This window comes from Micromonospora sp. NPDC049044 (genome assembly GCF_040649215.1).
In the GTDB taxonomy this organism is placed as follows: Bacteria; Actinomycetota; Actinomycetes; order Mycobacteriales; family Micromonosporaceae; genus Micromonospora.
The window spans coordinates 94,715-111,047 of sequence record NZ_JBEZFA010000024.1 but is presented as its reverse complement, the minus strand read 5'-3'; the positions used below and the strand labels follow the sequence as shown (position 1 = coordinate 111,047).

At 71.6% G+C, this 16,333-nt stretch carries 13 protein-coding genes and 1 pseudogene; 8 read left to right on the top strand and 6 right to left on the bottom strand.

Annotated elements, in window-relative coordinates:
* The 5 genes and pseudogenes from AB0B85_RS20755 to AB0B85_RS20735 all read right to left on the bottom strand — a co-directional run.
* A pseudogene (locus AB0B85_RS20755) lies at positions 1 to 451 on the bottom strand (hypothetical protein); the annotation flags it as partial.
* Positions 435 to 1,196 (bottom strand): carbohydrate ABC transporter permease, encoded by a 762-nt coding sequence (locus tag AB0B85_RS20750; RefSeq protein WP_357409620.1) that lies wholly within the window; start codon positions 1,194 to 1,196, stop codon positions 435 to 437. The pseudogene AB0B85_RS20755 and the gene AB0B85_RS20750, both read right to left, overlap by 17 nt.
* Before the next feature lie 119 nt (positions 1,197 to 1,315).
* Entirely contained in the window at positions 1,316 to 2,299 is a 984-nt protein-coding gene (locus AB0B85_RS20745) for a sugar ABC transporter permease (protein ID WP_357409605.1), read from the bottom strand.
* A gap of 31 nt (positions 2,300 to 2,330) precedes the next feature.
* Positions 2,331 to 3,677 (bottom strand): extracellular solute-binding protein, encoded by a 1,347-nt coding sequence (locus AB0B85_RS20740; protein WP_357409603.1) that lies wholly within the window; start codon positions 3,675 to 3,677, stop codon positions 2,331 to 2,333.
* A 19-nt stretch (positions 3,678 to 3,696) separates the two neighbouring features.
* A complete protein-coding gene (locus tag AB0B85_RS20735) occupies positions 3,697 to 4,827 on the bottom strand; it encodes a LacI family DNA-binding transcriptional regulator (RefSeq protein WP_357409601.1) in 1,131 nt (376 codons plus the stop codon).
* A 238-nt stretch (positions 4,828 to 5,065) separates the two neighbouring features.
* Here AB0B85_RS20735 and AB0B85_RS20730 point away from each other — a divergent pair, with 238 nt between their 5' ends.
* The 8 genes from AB0B85_RS20730 to AB0B85_RS20695 all read left to right on the top strand — a co-directional run bounded on the left by AB0B85_RS20730 (position 5,066) and on the right by AB0B85_RS20695 (position 15,703).
* A complete protein-coding gene (locus AB0B85_RS20730; protein ID WP_357409598.1) occupies positions 5,066 to 6,394 on the top strand; it encodes a Gfo/Idh/MocA family oxidoreductase in 1,329 nt (442 codons plus the stop codon).
* A 24-nt stretch (positions 6,395 to 6,418) separates the two neighbouring features.
* Positions 6,419 to 7,852, top strand: coding sequence for a glucuronate isomerase (gene uxaC, locus AB0B85_RS20725; protein WP_357409597.1), 1,434 nt, complete (start codon positions 6,419 to 6,421; stop codon positions 7,850 to 7,852).
* Positions 7,849 to 9,153, top strand: coding sequence for an enolase C-terminal domain-like protein (locus tag AB0B85_RS20720; protein ID WP_357409595.1), 1,305 nt, complete (start codon positions 7,849 to 7,851; stop codon positions 9,151 to 9,153). The genes uxaC and AB0B85_RS20720 overlap by 4 nt, the downstream gene beginning before the upstream one ends.
* Positions 9,144 to 10,637 (top strand): mannitol dehydrogenase family protein, encoded by a 1,494-nt coding sequence (locus AB0B85_RS20715; protein ID WP_357409593.1) that lies wholly within the window; start codon positions 9,144 to 9,146, stop codon positions 10,635 to 10,637. The genes AB0B85_RS20720 and AB0B85_RS20715 overlap by 10 nt, the downstream gene beginning before the upstream one ends.
* Before the next feature lie 19 nt (positions 10,638 to 10,656).
* Positions 10,657 to 11,841, top strand: coding sequence for a Gfo/Idh/MocA family oxidoreductase (locus AB0B85_RS20710; protein ID WP_357409591.1), 1,185 nt, complete (start codon positions 10,657 to 10,659; stop codon positions 11,839 to 11,841).
* Positions 11,842 to 11,906: 65 nt separating this feature from the next.
* A complete protein-coding gene (locus AB0B85_RS20705; RefSeq protein WP_357409589.1) occupies positions 11,907 to 13,256 on the top strand; it encodes a polysaccharide lyase family 1 protein in 1,350 nt (449 codons plus the stop codon).
* A gap of 81 nt (positions 13,257 to 13,337) precedes the next feature.
* Complete coding sequence (locus AB0B85_RS20700; RefSeq protein ID WP_357409587.1) at positions 13,338 to 14,066, top strand: HD domain-containing protein; 729 nt, start codon at positions 13,338 to 13,340, stop codon at positions 14,064 to 14,066.
* A gap of 149 nt (positions 14,067 to 14,215) precedes the next feature.
* The gene (locus AB0B85_RS20695) at positions 14,216 to 15,703 is read left to right on the top strand and encodes an FAD-binding oxidoreductase (protein WP_357409585.1); all 1,488 of its coding nucleotides are present in this window, start codon (positions 14,216 to 14,218) and stop codon (positions 15,701 to 15,703) included.
* Between the two features lie 202 nt (positions 15,704 to 15,905).
* Here AB0B85_RS20695 and AB0B85_RS20690 read toward each other — a convergent pair whose 3' ends face one another.
* Complete coding sequence (locus tag AB0B85_RS20690) at positions 15,906 to 16,274, bottom strand: barstar family protein (RefSeq protein WP_357409583.1); 369 nt, start codon at positions 16,272 to 16,274, stop codon at positions 15,906 to 15,908.
* Between the last annotated feature and the right edge of the window lie 59 nt (positions 16,275 to 16,333).

Below are 16,333 nucleotides of genomic sequence, written 5' to 3'. Positions count from 1 at the left end.
GCCCGGCGGCCGGCAGGCCGATCAGCGGCAGGGCGGCCAGCAGCGGAATCCCTATCACCACTACGGTAAGCAGCCCGCCGACCGCGATCACGACCAGTGCGGTCACCAGCAGTGCCGGCGGCCCGCCCGGCACCCGGCCGGTGGCCAACGCGGCCAGGTCGGCGGCGAGCAGCCCGGCCACGGCGAGCGCGAGCAGGCTGACCGGCACACCCGGCAGCACCGAACGGACGAACCGGCGCAGGATGGCGCGTGCCGACGGCCAACCGCCGGTGCGCGTCCAGTAGTGCACCGCCGCGCTTGCGGTGCCGGCAGCCGCCGCCGCGGTGAGCAGCGGGGCTGCCGCCAGGGTCAACAGGATGCCGAGCAACGCCAGGTCGGCGGCGTCGCGGGTGACGTCGCGCCAGTCCCGCCGGCCGGTGGGGTCGGTCGTCGGTTCAGCCCTTGATGCCACTTGTGTTGATCCCCTCGACGAGCATCCGCTGGAACGCGACGAAGAACAGGAAGACCGGCAGCAGCGACAGCACCGACATGGCGAACATCGGCCCGACCGCGCTCTGGCTTGTCGAGTCGATGAACAGGGTCAGCGCGACCGGGACCGTGTAGTCCTGCAGTTGGGACAGGAAGACCAGTTGCCGGAAGAAGTCGTTCCAGGTCCAGATGAACGAGAAGATCGCCGTGGTGACCAGCGCGGGGCGGCTCAGCGGCAGGATGATGTGCCGGAAGATGCCGTACGGGCCGGCGCCGTCGATCCGCGCCGCCTCGTCCAGCTCGCGCGGGATGCCCCGCATGAACTGCACCATCAGGAAGACGAAGAACGCCTCGGTGGCCAGGAACTGCGGGACGAGCAGCGGCAGGTACGGCCATTCGCCGCCGACCAGCCCGAGCGTCCGGAACAGGATGTACTGCGGCACGATCAGGACGTGTTGCGGCAGCAGCAGCGTGCCGATCATGACGGCGAACCACACTCCGCGCAGCCGGAACCGCAGCCGGGCGAAGGCGTACGCGGCCAGTAGGCAGGAGAGCCCGTTGCCGACGACGGTGAGCAGGCTGACCATCGCGCTGTTGAGGAAGAACCGGCCGAAGCTGACGTCGAAGTTGGACCACCCTGCTGTGTAGTTGCCCGGGGTGAACCGCTCGGGCAGCAGCCCGAGGTTGTTGACGATCTCCTCCTGGGACTTCACCGAGGTGCCGACCATCCAGATCAGCGGGTAGAGCACCACGGCGACGATCGCGACCAGGATGAGCAGTCGCAGCAGCGGCCGGCCGCCAGGGCGTCGGCGTGGGCTCGGTAGCGCTACGGCCGTCGGGGTCAGCGTCACCGGTCCTCCTCGTCGGAGTAGTGCACCCAGAACCGTCCGGTGCTGAAGAAGATCGCGGTGATGACCGCGATGGCGAGCAGGAACACCCAGGCCATCGCCGAGGCGTAGCCCATGTCGAGTTCGGTGAAGCCGGTGATGTAGAGGTTCAGCGTGTACATCAGGGTGGAGTCGACCGGGCCGCCGGTGCCGTTGCTGAGCACGAACGCGGCGGTGAAGCCCTGGAACCCGTTGATCGTCTCCAGCACCAGGTTGAAGAAGATCACCGGGGAGAGCATCGGCAGTGTGACGTTGCGGAACTGGCGGAACCGGCCGGCGCCGTCGACGGCGGCGGCCTCGTACAGCTCGGTGGGCACCTGCTTGAGCCCGGCCAGGAAGATCACCATCGGTGCGCCGAACTGCCAGATGGCGAGCACCATAAGCGTTTCCAGGGCCCAGTCGGGGTCGTTGACCCACGGTTTGCCGGTGATGCCGAAGAGGCTCAGCAGCGAGTTGAACGCGCCGTCGCGGTTGAACATGTTGACCCAGACGATGGCCAGCGCGACGCTGCCGCCGAGCAGCGACGGCAGGTAGAACAGCCCACGGAACAACCCGACGCCGCGCCAGGCGCGGTTGAGCAGCAGTGCCACGCCGAGCGCCGCGACCAGCTTCAGCGGTACGGCGACAAGCGCGAAGGTCACTGTCACCCGCACCGCGTGCCAGTACGACGGGTCGGCGGTGAACATCCGTTCGTAGTTGGCGAGCCCCACCCACCGCACCTCGGAGAAGGGGGTGAGCACGTCGTAGTCGGTGAAGCTCAGGTAGAGCGACAGCAGCATGGGGATCGCCGTGACACCCATCAGGCCGATGAGCCACGGCGACAGGAAGACGTACCCCGCCAGACCTTCGGTGTGCCGGATGCGTCCGGGCCCACGCCGCTTGGGGTGGGCCCGGACGGATCCGGGGCCGCGTCGGGTCGGGTCGGGCGCCGTGGTCAACGCCACCTGCGGCTCCTCTCCTCGCCTGCTACGGCGGTCAGGCGATGGCGGACTTGCACGCCTCGACGAACTGGGTGGCGGCCTCGGCGGGGGTGGCCCGCCCGTACTGAGCGTTCTCGGCGGATTTGATCAGCTCGGACTTGACCTTGCTGTGTCCCTTGATCGGCACCTGCGGTGACGGGCCGAACTTCTGGGTCAGCTCGGCCTCGACGGCGATCGACTGCTTCATCGCCGGGTCTGTGGTGTCGTCGCTCACCACCCGGCGCAGGTCCAGGTTGGAGGGCAGGCCCCGGTCGGTGCCGAGCAGCTTGACCGCCGCCAGGTCGTTGTTCAGGAAGTTGATCACGTCGACTGCGACGTCCCTGTTCTTGCTGCCCTTGAACACCGACCAGTACATCGAGGCGCGGGCCCACTGCGCGCTGGGGTCACCGGGGTAGGCGATCACGCCCAGCTCGTCCTTCGTGTTCTTCTTCAGGTCGGGCATCTGGTTGGCCCACACCCACGAGGTCGCCGACTTGCCGGTGACCACCAGTTGCTTGGTGACGTCGCTGGAGTTGCCCTCGTGGATGACGTCCGCGGTCGGGGTGGCCCTGCGGTCGCGGGCGCCCTTCCACAGCTCGAACCACGTGGTGACGTCCTCGGCGGTGAAGCCCAACTCGGAGCCCTTGTAGAGATCCTTGCCCTGCTGGCGCAGCCAGACCCAGAGCGCCTTGTAGTCGGCGCTGGGGTCCTGGGTGCCGGGTACGCCGGTCTTCTTCGACACCTCCTCGGCCCAGGCGATGTGTTGCTCCCAGGTCATTCCGGTGGTGGGCTCGGGCAGGTTGTTCTTGGTCAGCAGCGTCTTGTTGTAGACCAGACCCTGGGTGTTCTCCCCGGCGGCCAGCCCGGCGAGTTTGCCGTCGACCACGCCGTACTGCCAGAGGCTCTCGGGGAACTTGAAGGTGTCCAGCTTGCCGGACTTCTGGTACGAGGTCAGGTCGAGCGTGGTGTTGCGGGCCGCGTACTCGGCCAGGTAGTTGTCGTCGATCTGGAACAGGTCCGGCGGGTTGCCGCCGGCCGTGAGCGTGGCCAGCTTGTCGAAGTAGCCCTGGTTGGCCTGCCAGGTCTTCTCGAATGTCACGTTCGGGTGCTTTTGGGTGTAGAGCGCCAGGGCGTCCTCGGTCAGTTTGGCGCGGGCGTCGCCGCCCCACCAGAAGATGGAGAGTTTGACCGGGGCGTTCGGGCCGGCGGCGCCGTCGTCGTCGCCGCAGGCGGCGGCCCCGAGCAGCAGCGGCGCGGCCACCGTCATGGCGAGCAGGCCGCGCAGCAGGCGCCGCCGAGGCAGCCGGGTACGGTCACTGCGCCCGACGGGCGCGTCAACTGTGGGAGGCGTTGCGGGGTGCATGTGCGCTCACTCCTCGGCATTAGGAGGCGACGGCGTCACCGGTGGCCGTGGTCGGGATGCCCGGGACCGCAGGGCGATGCGGGTCCGGGCCCTGCGGTGCGGCCAGGGGACGTGCCGGCCGGGCGTGCGGGCCCGGTCCGGTCGAGTCGCGGATGACCAGGTCGGTCTGCAGCATTACCTGTGCGGTGGTACGACGGACGCCGAGCGCCGTGCCGGCACCGGTTCCCCGCGCGCCGCGCGGTGACTCGATGTCCTGTTGCAGCAGCATGTCGACGGCCGTCCGGCCGGCGGCCCCGGTGGGGGTGGCCACCGTCGTCAGTTTGGGTCGGGTCAGTCGGCTGAGGGTGATGTCGTCGACCCCGACGACGCTCACCTCCTGCGGCACCCGGACCCCGAGCGCGTCCAGCCCTTCGATGAGGCCGATCGCCATCAGGTCGTTGTAGGCGAGCACTGCGGACACGCCGCTGCGGCGCACCTGCTCGGCGGCGGCGGCGCCGCCGCTCACGGTGGGCGCGTTCGGACCGAGCACTGTCAGCTCCGCGCCGCCGGCTCGGGCCGCCGTGCCGGCGGCGCGGCGCATCTCGCGGTTGGTCCACGAGCTGCGTGGGCCACCGAGCAGCGCGATGCCGCGGTGGCCCAGGCCGATGAGGTGCTCGACCGCCGAGCGGGCGCCCTGCCCGACGTCCATCAGCACGCAGGGCAGACCGGTCACCTGGCGGTTCACCACCACCAGCGGCACCTCGCGGCTGAGCTGCTCGATCAGGCTGTTGCTCATCCGCGGGCTGCACAGCAGCACCCCGTCGACCTGCTTGGCCAGCGCGTGGACCAGCTCCTCCTCGGCGGTGGGGTCCTCGTTGGTGTCGGCCACGAAGACGTGGTAGTCGCGGTGTCGGGCCTGGCTCTCCGCCGCCTTGATCAGCGGCGGGAAGAACGGGTTCGCGATGTCGGCGATGATCAGCCCGATGTTGTGCGTCCGCCCGGTGATCAGGGCCCGGGCGGCGCGGTTGGGGCGATAACCCAGATCCTCCGCGCAGGCCAGCACCCGGACCCGGGTGTCCGGGTTGACCAGGTGCGGGGCGGAGAAGGTGCGGGACACGGTGGAGATGTGCACACCGGACGCCCGGGCGACGTCCCGGATGGTGACTGGCACGGCTGACCCTTCGTCCGATGTGGCGGCGATCACGTGGGTGTGGCCCATTAATGCAAACGGTTGTGCCAGTGTCAACGGTCAATGGTTATGGCTGTGTTGCGTCCACCCTCCTCTCGGTGACATACAACCGCACAAAGACCAATAAATACCACCGCCTGCACCGCCATCGTTGACGTGATCGCATTGATCGTGATTACTTCATTGCAAACCTTTGCAGGATCACCCGGGAGGCGACCGCATGTCACCGAGAGCCGGCGGCCGGGTCCGGTACGCCGTGGTGGGCGCCGGCGCACGGGCGGAGATGTTCGTCCGGGCCCTGGTGCTCGACCACGCCGACACCGCCGAGCTGGTCGCCTTCGCCGACGTCAACCAGACCCGGATGGACACGCACAACCGCTGGCTGGCCGAGCTGGGCCACCGCCCGGTGCCGACCTACCGCGCCGCTGACTTCGCGGCCATGCTGGACTCCGAGCACGTCGACGTCGTGCTTGTCACAAGCGTGGACGTCAGCCATGACGCGTACGTGGTGGCCGCGCTGCACGCCGGCCGCGAGGTGGTCACCGAGAAACCGATGACAGTCGACGCGCCGCGCTGCCGGCGCATCCTGGACGCGGTCACCGAGACCGGCGGTCGGGTGACAGTCGCGTTCAACTACCGCTACAACCCCCTGCACGAGCAGGTCCGCCAACTACTCGCCGACGGCGCGGTCGGCGAGATCGGCTCGGTGCACTTCGAGTGGCTGCTCGACGTCCGCCACGGCGCCGACTACTTCCGCCGCTGGCACCGCGACAAGGCCACCTCCGGCGGGCTGATGGTGCACAAGGCCAGCCACCACTTCGACCTGGTCAACTGGTGGCTGGCCGCCACCCCCGTCGAGGTGTACGCCGCCGGCCGGCTCTTCTTCTACGGCGAGCAGGGCCGCCGGCACGGCTACGCCCGTGACTACGACCGGGCGTACGGCTCCCCCGCCGCCGCCGACGACCCGTTCGCGCTGCGACTCGACGCGCATCCCCGGTTACGCGAGCTGTACCTCGACGCCGAGGCCGAGGACGGCTACCAGCGTGACCGCAACGTCTTCGCCCCCGGGGTGAGCATCGAGGACGACATGGCGGTCCTCGCCCGCTACTCGACCGGTGCCACCATGACGTACCACCTCACCGCGTACGCGCCCTGGGAGGGCTACCGGGTGATGGTCAACGGCAGCCGCGGTCGGTTGGAGCTGGAGGTGACCGAGAACGACTTCGTCGACCGGGGCACCGCCGGCGCGGTCAAGGGCGCCGCCCTGCACGGCGCCGAGGCGCCGGCCGAGGGCGGTGGTGCGATGCTGACCCTGCGCCCGTTCTGGGCCCCGCCCCGGCAGATCCCGGTGCGGGGTCGCACCCGGCACGGTCACGGTGGCGCGGACGCCCGGATGACCGCCGTGCTCCTCGGTGGTCAACCCGACCCGATGGTCCGCGCCGCGACCGCCGAGGACGGCGCGTTGGCCCTGCTCACCGGCCTGGCCGCGAACCGGTCCTTCGAGACCGGCCAACCGGTCCGGGTCGCCGACCTGCTCACCCCCCACTGACCAGGAGACGAGGAGCCCATCCCCGTGCCGACGCTCGACCACACCGACCTGCTCCTGCCGCCCGAACCGGGCCAGCGCGCGCTGGCCCGGGAGCTGTACGCCCTCGCGGCGGAGCAACCGATCATCTCGCCGCACGGGCACGTCGACCCCGCCCTGCTCGCCGAGGACCAGCCCTTTCCGGACCCGGCGCGGCTGCTCATCGTGCCCGACCACTACCTGACCCGGATGCTGCTCAGCCAGGGCGTTCCCCCGGCGGAGCTGGGCGTGCCCACCCGCGACGGCAGCCCGGTGCAGACCGACGGCCGGGCGATCTGGCGACGCTTCGCCGCGCACTGGCACCTGTTCCGGGGCACCCCGTCACGGCTCTGGCTGGAACAGACCTTCCGCACCGTGTTCGGCGTGCACACCCCGCTCGGCCCGGCCACCGCCGACGCCCTCTACGACGAGATCGCGGCCCGGCTCGCCGAACCGGACTTCCGGCCCCGGGCGCTGTTCGAACGGTTCCACATCGAGGTTCTCGCGACCACCGAATCCCCCCTCGACGACCTGAGCCAGCACGCCAAGCTGGCCGCCGACGGTTGGGGCGGGCCGGGCGGCCGGGTGGTCACCACGTTCCGCCCGGACGACGTGGTGGACATGGAGTTCGACGGCTGGTCGACGAACGTGGCACGGCTCGGCGAACTGGCCGGCGAGGACACCGGCACCTACGCCGGCTACCTGGCCGCCCTGCGGGCCCGACGGGCCGCGTTCATCGCCGCCGGGGCGACCTCCAGCGACCACGGCCACCCCACCGCACGCACCCTGGACCTGAGCCCGGCCGAGGCCGAACGGCTCTACGACCGGGGCCTTCGTGGCGCTGCCGACGCCGCCGACGCGGAGGCGTTCCGGGCGCACATGCTCATGGAGTTCGCCCGGATGTCGCTCGACGACGGCCTGGTCATGCAGCTGCACCCCGGCGCGGTCCGCAACCACAACCGGTGGCTGCACGCCCGGCACGGCCGCGACGTCGGCGGCGACATCCCGCAGGCCACCGAGTACGTGCACGCCCTCGCCCCGCTGCTGGAGCGCCACGGCAACGACCCCCGGCTGCGGGTGGTGCTCTACACCCTCGACGAGGACACCTTCACCCGCGAGCTGGCACCCCTGGCCGGCGGGTACGCCGCGCTGCTGCTCGGCGCTCCCTGGTGGTTCCTGGACTCTCCCGAGGGGCTGCGCCGGTTCCGGGAGACGGTCACCGAGACCGCCGGCTTCTACAACACCACCGGGTTCGTCGACGACACCCGGGCGTTCTGCTCCATCCCGGTACGCCACGACGTGGCCCGCCGGGTGGACGCCGGCTTCCTGGCCCGGCTGGTCGCCGAGCACCGGCTGCCCATGGACGAGGCCGCCGAGACCATCGTCGACCTGGCGTACCGGCTGCCCAAACGGGCCTTCAACTTCGGGAAGGTGGACCGGTGACGGTGACCATCACCTCCGTCGAGGTGCACGACGTGCGGTTCCCGACCGCCGCGCGGGGCGACGGCTCCGACGCGGTCAACCGCGGCGACTACTCGGCGACGTACGTCGAGTTGGGCACCGACGCCGGGCCGAGCGGCGCGGGGTTCACCTTCACCAACGGCCGGGGCAACGAGATCACCTGCGCCGCGGTCCGCGCGCTGGCCCACCACGTCCACGGGCGCACGGTCGAGGAGATCGCTGCCGAGCCGGTGGCGTTCTGGCGTTCGCTGAGCGCCGACGTGCAGCTGCGCTGGCTGGGCCCCGAGAAGGGCGTCATCCACATGGCGACCGGGGCGCTCGTCAACGCGGTGTGGGACCTGCGGGCCACCCTCGCCGGCAAGCCGATGTGGCGGTTCCTCACCGAACTGTCCACCGACGACCTCGTCGCCAGCATCGACTTCAAGCACATCAGCGACGCGCTCACCCCCGACGAGGCGGCCACCATCCTCGACAAGGGACGGGACGGGCTGCCCGACCGGCTGGCGACGCTGCACCGCGACGGTTTTCCTTCGTACACCACCTCGGTGGGGTGGCTCGGCTACCCCGACGACAAGGTGCGGGCGCTGACCCGGCAGGCGTACGCCGACGGTTGGCGGGCGATGAAGATGAAGGTCGGCGGCCCGCTCGCCGACGACCTGCGCCGGGCCCGGATCATCCGGTCCGAGATCGGCCCGGACGCGCTGCTGATGATGGACGCCAACCAGGTCTGGGACGTCGACGAGGCGATCACCGCGATGGCCACGCTCGCCGAGGTCGACCCGTACTGGATCGAGGAACCGACCCACGCCGACGACATCCTGGGCCACGCCCGGATCGCGCGGGCGGTCGACGAGCTGACCGGCGGGCGGTGCCGGGTCGCCACCGGTGAGGTGGCGGCCAACCGGGTGATCTTCAAGCAGTTGTTGCAGGCCGAGGCGATCGGGGTGATGCAGGTCGACGCCTGCCGGGTCGGCGGCGTCAACGAGGTGCTCGCCGAACTGCTGCTGGCGGCGAAGTTCGGGGTGCCGGTCTGCCCGCACGCCGGTGGGGTCGGCCTCTGCGAGTACGTCCAACACCTGGCGATCTTCGACTACCTGCGGGTGGGCACCGCCCTCGACGGGCGGATGATCGAGTACGTCGACCACCTGCACGAACACTTCGTCGACCCGGTCCGCACCCGCGGCGGCCGCTACCTGCTTCCCGAACGACCCGGCTACAGCGCCACCCTGAAGCCGGCGTCGATCGCCGAGTTCCGCTTCCCGGACGGCCCGGCATGGCGGTGACCGTCGGCGCCTCCCGGCTCGGCCTGGGCGTGCTGCGCCGGCTACCCGCCGAGGCCCGTCCCCTCATCCGGCCGGGCACGGTGCCGACCGGCATCGTCCACCTGGGGCTCGGCGCGTTCCACCGGGCGCACCAGGCCGTCTTCACCGAGGCGGCGGTCGGCGCGGCCGGCGGCGACTGGGGCATCGTCGGCGTCGCCCCGCGCAGCACCGCGATCGTCGAGGCGCTCGCCGCCCAGGACAACCTGTTCAGTGTCAGCACCCTCTCCGCCGCCGGCAGCGGCACCCGGGTGGTGGGCGCCCTCAGCGGTGTGCGGCACGCGCCCCACGACCCGGACGCGGTGGTCGCGCTGCTCGCCGACCCGGCGGTGCGGGTGGTGACCCTGACCGTCACCGAGAAGGCGTACCAGCTCGACCCGGTGACCGGGCACCTGTCCCCGGACTCGGCGCTCGCCGCCGACCTGGCCGGCGGCCGGCCACCGACCACAGTGCCGGGGCTGCTGCTGCGCGGGCTGGCCGCGCGCGCCGCCGCGGACGCCGGACCGGTGGCCCTGGTCAGCTGCGACAACCTGCCCGCCAACGGCCGACGACTACGCGGCATGCTCGACCAGACGGTCGGGCGTGCCGCCGGGGTGCCCGCCGGGCTCGTCGACTGGGTGGCCGGCAACGTCACCTGCCCGGGCACCATGGTGGACCGGATCGTGCCGGCCAGCACCCCGGCGACGATCGAGGCGGCCCGCCGGGCGCTCGGCGTGACCGACCTGGCCGCGGTCGCCGCCGAACCGTACGCGCAGTGGGTGATCGAGGACGACTTCCCCGGCGGCCGGCCGGGCTGGGAGCACGCCGGCGCGGTGCTCACCGGCGACGCCGGCCCGTGGGAGCGGTTGAAGCTGCGTGCCCTCAACGGCGTGCACTCGGCAGTGGCGTACCTGGGCGCGCTGGCCGGGCGGGAGACGATCGCCGACGCGCTGGAGATCCCGCACCTGGCCGACGTGCTGCGCCGGCTGATCGCCGAGGATGTCGCGGCCAGCTTCACCCCGCCGGACGGGGTCCGGGTGGTCGACTACGGCGAGCAGGTCCTCGCCCGGTTCAGCAATCCGGCGATCCACCACCGCACCCTCCAGGTCGCGCTGGACGGCTCGCAGAAGCTGCCGCAACGCGTCCTGCACACCATCGTCGACCTGCGCGCGGCCGGCCGGTCCGCGCGCTGGGGCGCGCTGGTCGTGGCGTCCTGGTTGCGCTTCGCGCTGGGGTACGCCGACGACGGCCGGCCGCTGCCGTTGCAGGACCCCCTGGCCGGGCCGATCCGGGCCGCCCTGGACGCCGGCGGGCAGACCCCGACCGGCGCGGTGGACGCCGTCTTCGCGCTCCGCGAGATCATCCCGGCGGAGGTGGCCGCCGACGACGAGGTCCGCGCCGAGGTGATCGGCTGGCTGACCGCGCTGGGACGACACGGCGTCGAGGCCACCGTGGCGGGTGCCCGGTGAGCCGCCCGGCCGGTGACCGGTGAGCGGCGGGGCGACAGCGACGCCGCCCCGGGTGGCGGTGGTCGGGGCGAACGGGCACGGCCGCTGGCACCGGCGCGTGCTCGCGCCGCTGCACGCCGCCGGCCGGTTGCGGCTGGTCGCCCTTGTCGACGTCCAGCCGGTGCAGGACGATCCGGCGGCACCGGTGCCACCCGGGGTCGAGGTGTTCACCGGGCACCGGGCGATGCTCACCGCCACCCGACCGGAGGTGGTGGTGATCTGCACCCCGCCGCACACCCACCTGGCGATCGCCCGGGACGCCCTGGCCGCCGGTGCGGACCTGCTGCTGGAGAAGCCGCCGGTGCTGTCGCTCGCCGAGCACGAGGAGCTGACCTGGGCGCTCGCCGCCGCCGGCCGGGTGGCGCAGGTCGGCTTCCAGGCGCTCGGCTCGGCGGCGCTCACCGCGCTCACCGACGCGCTCGCCGCGGGCCGGCTGGGCACCGTCACCGGCATCTCCACGGTCGCCGCCTGGCAACGGCCGGACGCCTACTTCGTCCGCTCCCCGTGGGCCGGTCGACGCAGCCTGGACGGCCGGCCGGTGCTGGACGGCGCGCTTGTCAACCCGCTCGCGCACGCGGTGATGCAGTGCCTGGCGGTCGCCGAGGCGCTGGGCGGGGCGCCGCCCTGGCCGGTGGCGATCGAGGTGGAGCGCTACCGGGTCCGGCCGATCGAGGTGGAGGACACCGCGGTGCTGCGGATCCTGTTGCGCGCCGGCCCACCCGTGCTGGTGGCGGTGACCCTGGCCGCTGAGGAGTTCGTGCCGGGCGAGGTGACGGTGACCGGTACGGCGGGACAGGCGGTGCTTGAGTACCCGACGGACCGGCTGCGGCTGCCCGGGGACGTGGTGACCCGCCGGATCCCGGGGCGGCAGGGCTTGCTGGAGAACCTGCTCGCGCACCGGGACGACCCGTCGGGGGTGCCGCTCATCGCCCCGCTGGCACGTACCGCGCCGTTCACCGCCCTGCTGGACGCGTTGCGGGCCGCCCCCGAACCGCGACTGCTCGACGGCGACCTGGTGACGGACGTCGGGTCGGGCGCGCAGCGGGTCCGCCAACTGCGGGGCGTGATCGACGTGTTGCGTCGGGCGGCCGAGCGGGGGGCGCTGCCGAGCGAGCTGGCGGTGCCGTGGGCGACCGCCGGATACCGCGCGGACGTGACGAGATAGGCGGCCCGCCCCGACTCCGGCGGGCCTCATCGGACAGTTCGTCAGCACGTGAAGGGACAACAGCGATGCGTAGACCCCTCCTCGGCCTGCTGGTGCTCGCCCTCCTGCTCGTCGCCGCACCGGGCCCCGCCCGTGCCGACGTCCGGTCCACCGAGCGGCTCTCCTGGCTGGCCCGTCACCTCGGCCGACAGTCCCTGCCCGAACGCGACGGCTGGGCGGCCGAGGGTGCCGGCACCACCGGCGGCTCGGCGGCCAGCCCCGAACGGACCCGGGTGGTGCGTACCCGGGCCGAGCTGGTCGCCGCGCTTGGCGGTGACAACGCCAGCAACGCCACAGATGCCACAGCGAAACTCATCTACGTCGACGGCGCCATCGACGGCTTCGAGGGACCGGACGGTACGCCGCTGAGCTGCGCCGATCTGGCCGATCCGGGGTACCGGCTGGACACCTACCTGGCCACGTACGACCCGGCGGCGTGGGGTCGGGTGGCGCCGGCCGGGCCGGTGGAGGAGGCCCGGGTGCGCTCGGTGGCGAACCAGACCCGCCAGACCCAGATCAACGTCGGCCCCAACACGACGATCATCGGGCTGCGTGGCGCCCGGCTGACCGGGCTCACTCTCATGATCGACCGGGCGTCGAACGTCATCGTCCGGAACCTGACCTTCGTCGACGCCCGGGACTGCTTCCCCGCCTGGTCCCCGACCGACGGTGAGGCCGGCAACTGGAACAGCCAGTACGACCAGATCTCGGTCCGCCGCAGCGAGCACGTCTGGGTCGACCACAACAGCTTCACCGACGGTGCCAACCCGGACAGCGCCCAGCCGGTCTACTTCGGGCGGCCCTACCAGGTGCACGACGGGTCGTTGGACGTCACCCACACCGCCAGCCTGGTCACCGCGTCCTGGAACCGCTTCACCGGGCGGGACAAGCTGATGCTGATCGGCTCGTCGAACACCGTCGGCCCGGACGTGGACCGGCTGAAGGTCACAGTGCACCACAACCTCTTCGACGGTGTGCTGCAACGGCTGCCCCGGGTGCGCTTCGGTCAGGTCGACGTCTACAACAACCACTACCGGCTCGGCGGGGAGGGTTTCCAGTACGCCCTCGGCGTCGGGGTCCAGTCGGCGATCCACGCGGAGCACAACTTCTTCACACTGGACCCGACTGTCGACCCGGCGGACCTGCTCTACGACTGGGGTGGCACCGGGCTCACCGAGCGAGGGTCCTGGGTGCGCCAGGGCGCCGGACCGGCCCGGCCTGTCGACCTGCTGGCCGCGTACAACGCGAGCCACGATCCGGACCTGGCCGCCGACGCGGGCTGGACGCCCACCCTGCGCCACGATCCCGCGCTACCGGCGCCGCTGGTCCCACTCCTGGTGAATCCCCTCGCCGGGGCCGACCGGCTGCCGACCTGACCGCGCGACCGGGTCGGGCCCGCGGTCGGGTCGGCGACGTTTGGGCTCATCGATGTGGTGAAGATCGGCTATAAGTGACGCATGGACTTCCCGCCGCACCTGGGCAGCATGCCGATGCACGCGATCACCGAGATCCACGGCGAACCGGGCCTGCTGGAACGCTTCCGGTTGGAGGTCCAGCAGTTCGACGAGGCCGCCCGTGCGCGGCTGACCGCCGCGCTCGACCTCGCCGCCGAGTTGCACCGCGACGACCGGCGCGTCCGCGAGCCGTACCTCAACCACCTGCTGCGGGTGGCGATCCGGTTGATGCACCACTACCAGGTGCGCGACGTGGACGTGATCGTCGCCGGCCTGCTGCACGACGCGGTCGAGGACCACCCGGTCGAGCTGGCCGACGGTGCCGCCGGCACCGACCCGACCGCTGCCGCGCTGGCCGCGCTCGCCGCGCGGTTCGGCACGCGCGTCGCGACGCTCGTCGCCGCCGTCACCAACCCGGTGTACGACCCCGAGCGGGACCGCAACACGCAGTACCGCGAGCACCTGGCGGTCAGCCTGGACCGCGAGCCCTGGGCCCGGGTGATCAAGGTGTCGGACTTCACCGACAACGGCGTCGGGGTGATCCACACGGTTGGGCCGAAGGTCGTCTCGTCGGCCCGGAAGTACCGGCCGCTGGTGCCACTCTTCCGGGACCTGATCGGCCGGCCGGACACCCCGTTGTCGGCGGTGGTGAAGCGGCACATCTTCGGCCAGCTCGACCTCGCCGAGGAGCGGTTCAGCGCCATCCTGGACCAGCCCGCCCACCCCAACTGACCTGCGCAATCATCACTCGACCGGGTTTTGTGACAAGCTCTCGGATCTTTGCCCCCTGCTGCGGCATTACGGTGATTTTGCGTCAGTTGGGAGGCAGGAGTCCTCTCGATCGAAGTTCCGACGCGCCCCCGATCGAGAGGACTCGGACCATGCGCGACCTTTCTCGTCGCGACCTGCTCAAGGCAACGGCCGTCGGTGCCGGAGCGGTCGCCCTCCCGGGCATGATTGCCGGCAGTTCGGCGTTGGCCGCGGACGGCCCGTCCTTCGGTGACAAGTACCCGCCGGCCACGTTGACCGGCCGGATCGTTCATCCGCAGAGCCCCGACTACGCGCAGGCGAGCCTCGGCTGGGACGAACTGTTCGTGCGCTACCCGCTGGTGATCGTCTTCGCCCAGGAGACGCAGGACGTCGTCAACGCCCTCACCTGGGCCCGGCAGCACGACGTCGCGCTGCGGGTGCGCAGCGGCCGGCACAGCCTGGAGGGCTGGTCGAACGTCGACAACGGCCTCGTGATCGACGTCAGTGAGCTGAAGGACGTCCACATCGACACCGCCACGCGCACGGCGAAGCTCGGCGCCGGGCTCAACCAGTCCGAAGCGGTCACCGCACTCGGGGAGTACGACCTCGCGGCCACGACCGGAACGGAGGGGACCGTCGGCCTGTCCGGCGCGACCCTCGGTGGCGGCTTCGGGTTCCTCACCCGCTACCTCGGCATGGCCTGCGACAACCTGATCGGGGCGGAGATCGTCGTCGCGGCCGGGGCCGACGGCGCCAAGGTGCTCGAGGTGGACCCGTGGCAGCACGCGGACCTGCTCTGGGCGCTGCGCGGCGCCGGAAACGGCAACTTCGGCATCGTCACGTCACTCACCTACCAGGTGGCTCCCCTGGCGAGCGTCGCCTACCTGCAGGTGACCTGGCCGGGCCTCGACAATCTGCGCGAGGTCTTCGACACCTGGCAGCACACCGCACCGTTCAGCGATCCTCGGCTCGGCACTCAGGTCGAGGTCCACCCGGACTCGATCCTGCTGTTCGCGGTGCTCGCCGAGGGCTCGGAGGCGGAGGCGCGCAGGCTGCTGGAGCCGCTGCTCTCGATCGGCAATCCCAAGGTCAGCGTGCAGATCGGCGGCTGGAGCGAGACGTACGCCGGATTCCAGATCCCGAACGACGAAGAGCCGGCGAAGTGGAAGTTCTACTCACAGTTCACCAGGCAGCCCTTCCCGGCAGAGGCGATCAGCATCGTCCGCCAGTTCATGGAAAAGGCCCCGTCACCGGACAGCAACTTCTTCACCCAGGCCTTCGGCCGGGGCGCCCAACGGCAGGAGCCCTTCGGCGGGGCGGCGTTCCCGCACCGCGACGCGCTCTTCTACTCGGAGCCCGGCGTCGGCTGGGGCACGCGCGGCGAACCGGACAGCGACGACGCCATCACCCCGCTCGCCCAGGCCTGGATCGCCGAGTTCAGCCTGGCGCTGCGGCCCTACGTGGACGGCGCCTACGTCAACGTGCCGAACATCGGCATGGCGGAGTGGGAGGAGGCCTACTGGGGTCGCAACTTCCCGCGGCTGCGCAAGATCAAGGCGAAGTACGACCCGCACAACGTCTTCCAGTACGAGCAGAGCATCCCGCCCGCGACCCACTGACCTCGGTGGCCGGCGGCGCGGGTGACCCCACTCGCGCCGCCGGCCAGCGCCCGGCACGACACGGGCGGGCCGGCTTGCTCACGAGCGACACACCTCAGCGTCACATCTATGCCCATCGGACCGTGCGCCTCCGGACGCCGCAAGCAGCCGTGCGACGTCATCGGCCCCGGGGCTGGCGTACCGTCGTGGCGCGCGGGAGCGGTCAGCAGGGCGGGGCCTCCCGCAGGACCACGCGCAGCGGGTGGGGTGCGGAGCTGGCGAGGTCGCCGAGCACTGTGCACAGCAGGGCGTACTGATCGGCCGGCTCGTCGACAAACAGCTGACCGGCGTCGCTGACCAACAGGGTGAGCGGCCCGGCGGCCAACCGGTCCCGGAGCGCGTCGGCGAGGGCGTCCCAGGTGTGTCCGAGGTGGGTTGGCAGGGCCAGCGCGTCGGCCAGCGCGGCGAAGAGCGCGGGCCGGGTGCGGGTCGCCGCGCCGGCCAGCACCACCGCGCCCGGCGCTTCCTGCGCGTCGTCACGGCACACGGTCAACCAGTTCGGCGATCGTCCGTCGTCCTCGTCGGCCAGCACGTCTCTCCTGATCCGTCGGGCACCGAAACCACAGGGCCGGCCGGCGGCGAGACCGCTAC

Coding starts and splice junctions, on each gene's coding strand:
- AB0B85_RS20705 (WP_357409589.1), top strand. CDS start 11,907: ATGCGTAGACCCCTCCTCGGCCTGCTGGTGCTCGCCCTCCTGCTCGTC.
- AB0B85_RS20730 (WP_357409598.1), top strand. CDS start 5,066: ATGTCACCGAGAGCCGGCGGCCGGGTCCGGTACGCCGTGGTGGGCGCC.
- AB0B85_RS20700 (WP_357409587.1), top strand. CDS start 13,338: ATGGACTTCCCGCCGCACCTGGGCAGCATGCCGATGCACGCGATCACC.
- AB0B85_RS20715 (WP_357409593.1), top strand. CDS start 9,144: ATGGCGGTGACCGTCGGCGCCTCCCGGCTCGGCCTGGGCGTGCTGCGC.
- AB0B85_RS20695 (WP_357409585.1), top strand. CDS start 14,216: ATGCGCGACCTTTCTCGTCGCGACCTGCTCAAGGCAACGGCCGTCGGT.
- AB0B85_RS20750 (WP_357409620.1), bottom strand. CDS start 1,196: ATGGTCGGCACCTCGGTGAAGTCCCAGGAGGAGATCGTCAACAACCTC.
- AB0B85_RS20740 (WP_357409603.1), bottom strand. CDS start 3,677: ATGCACCCCGCAACGCCTCCCACAGTTGACGCGCCCGTCGGGCGCAGT.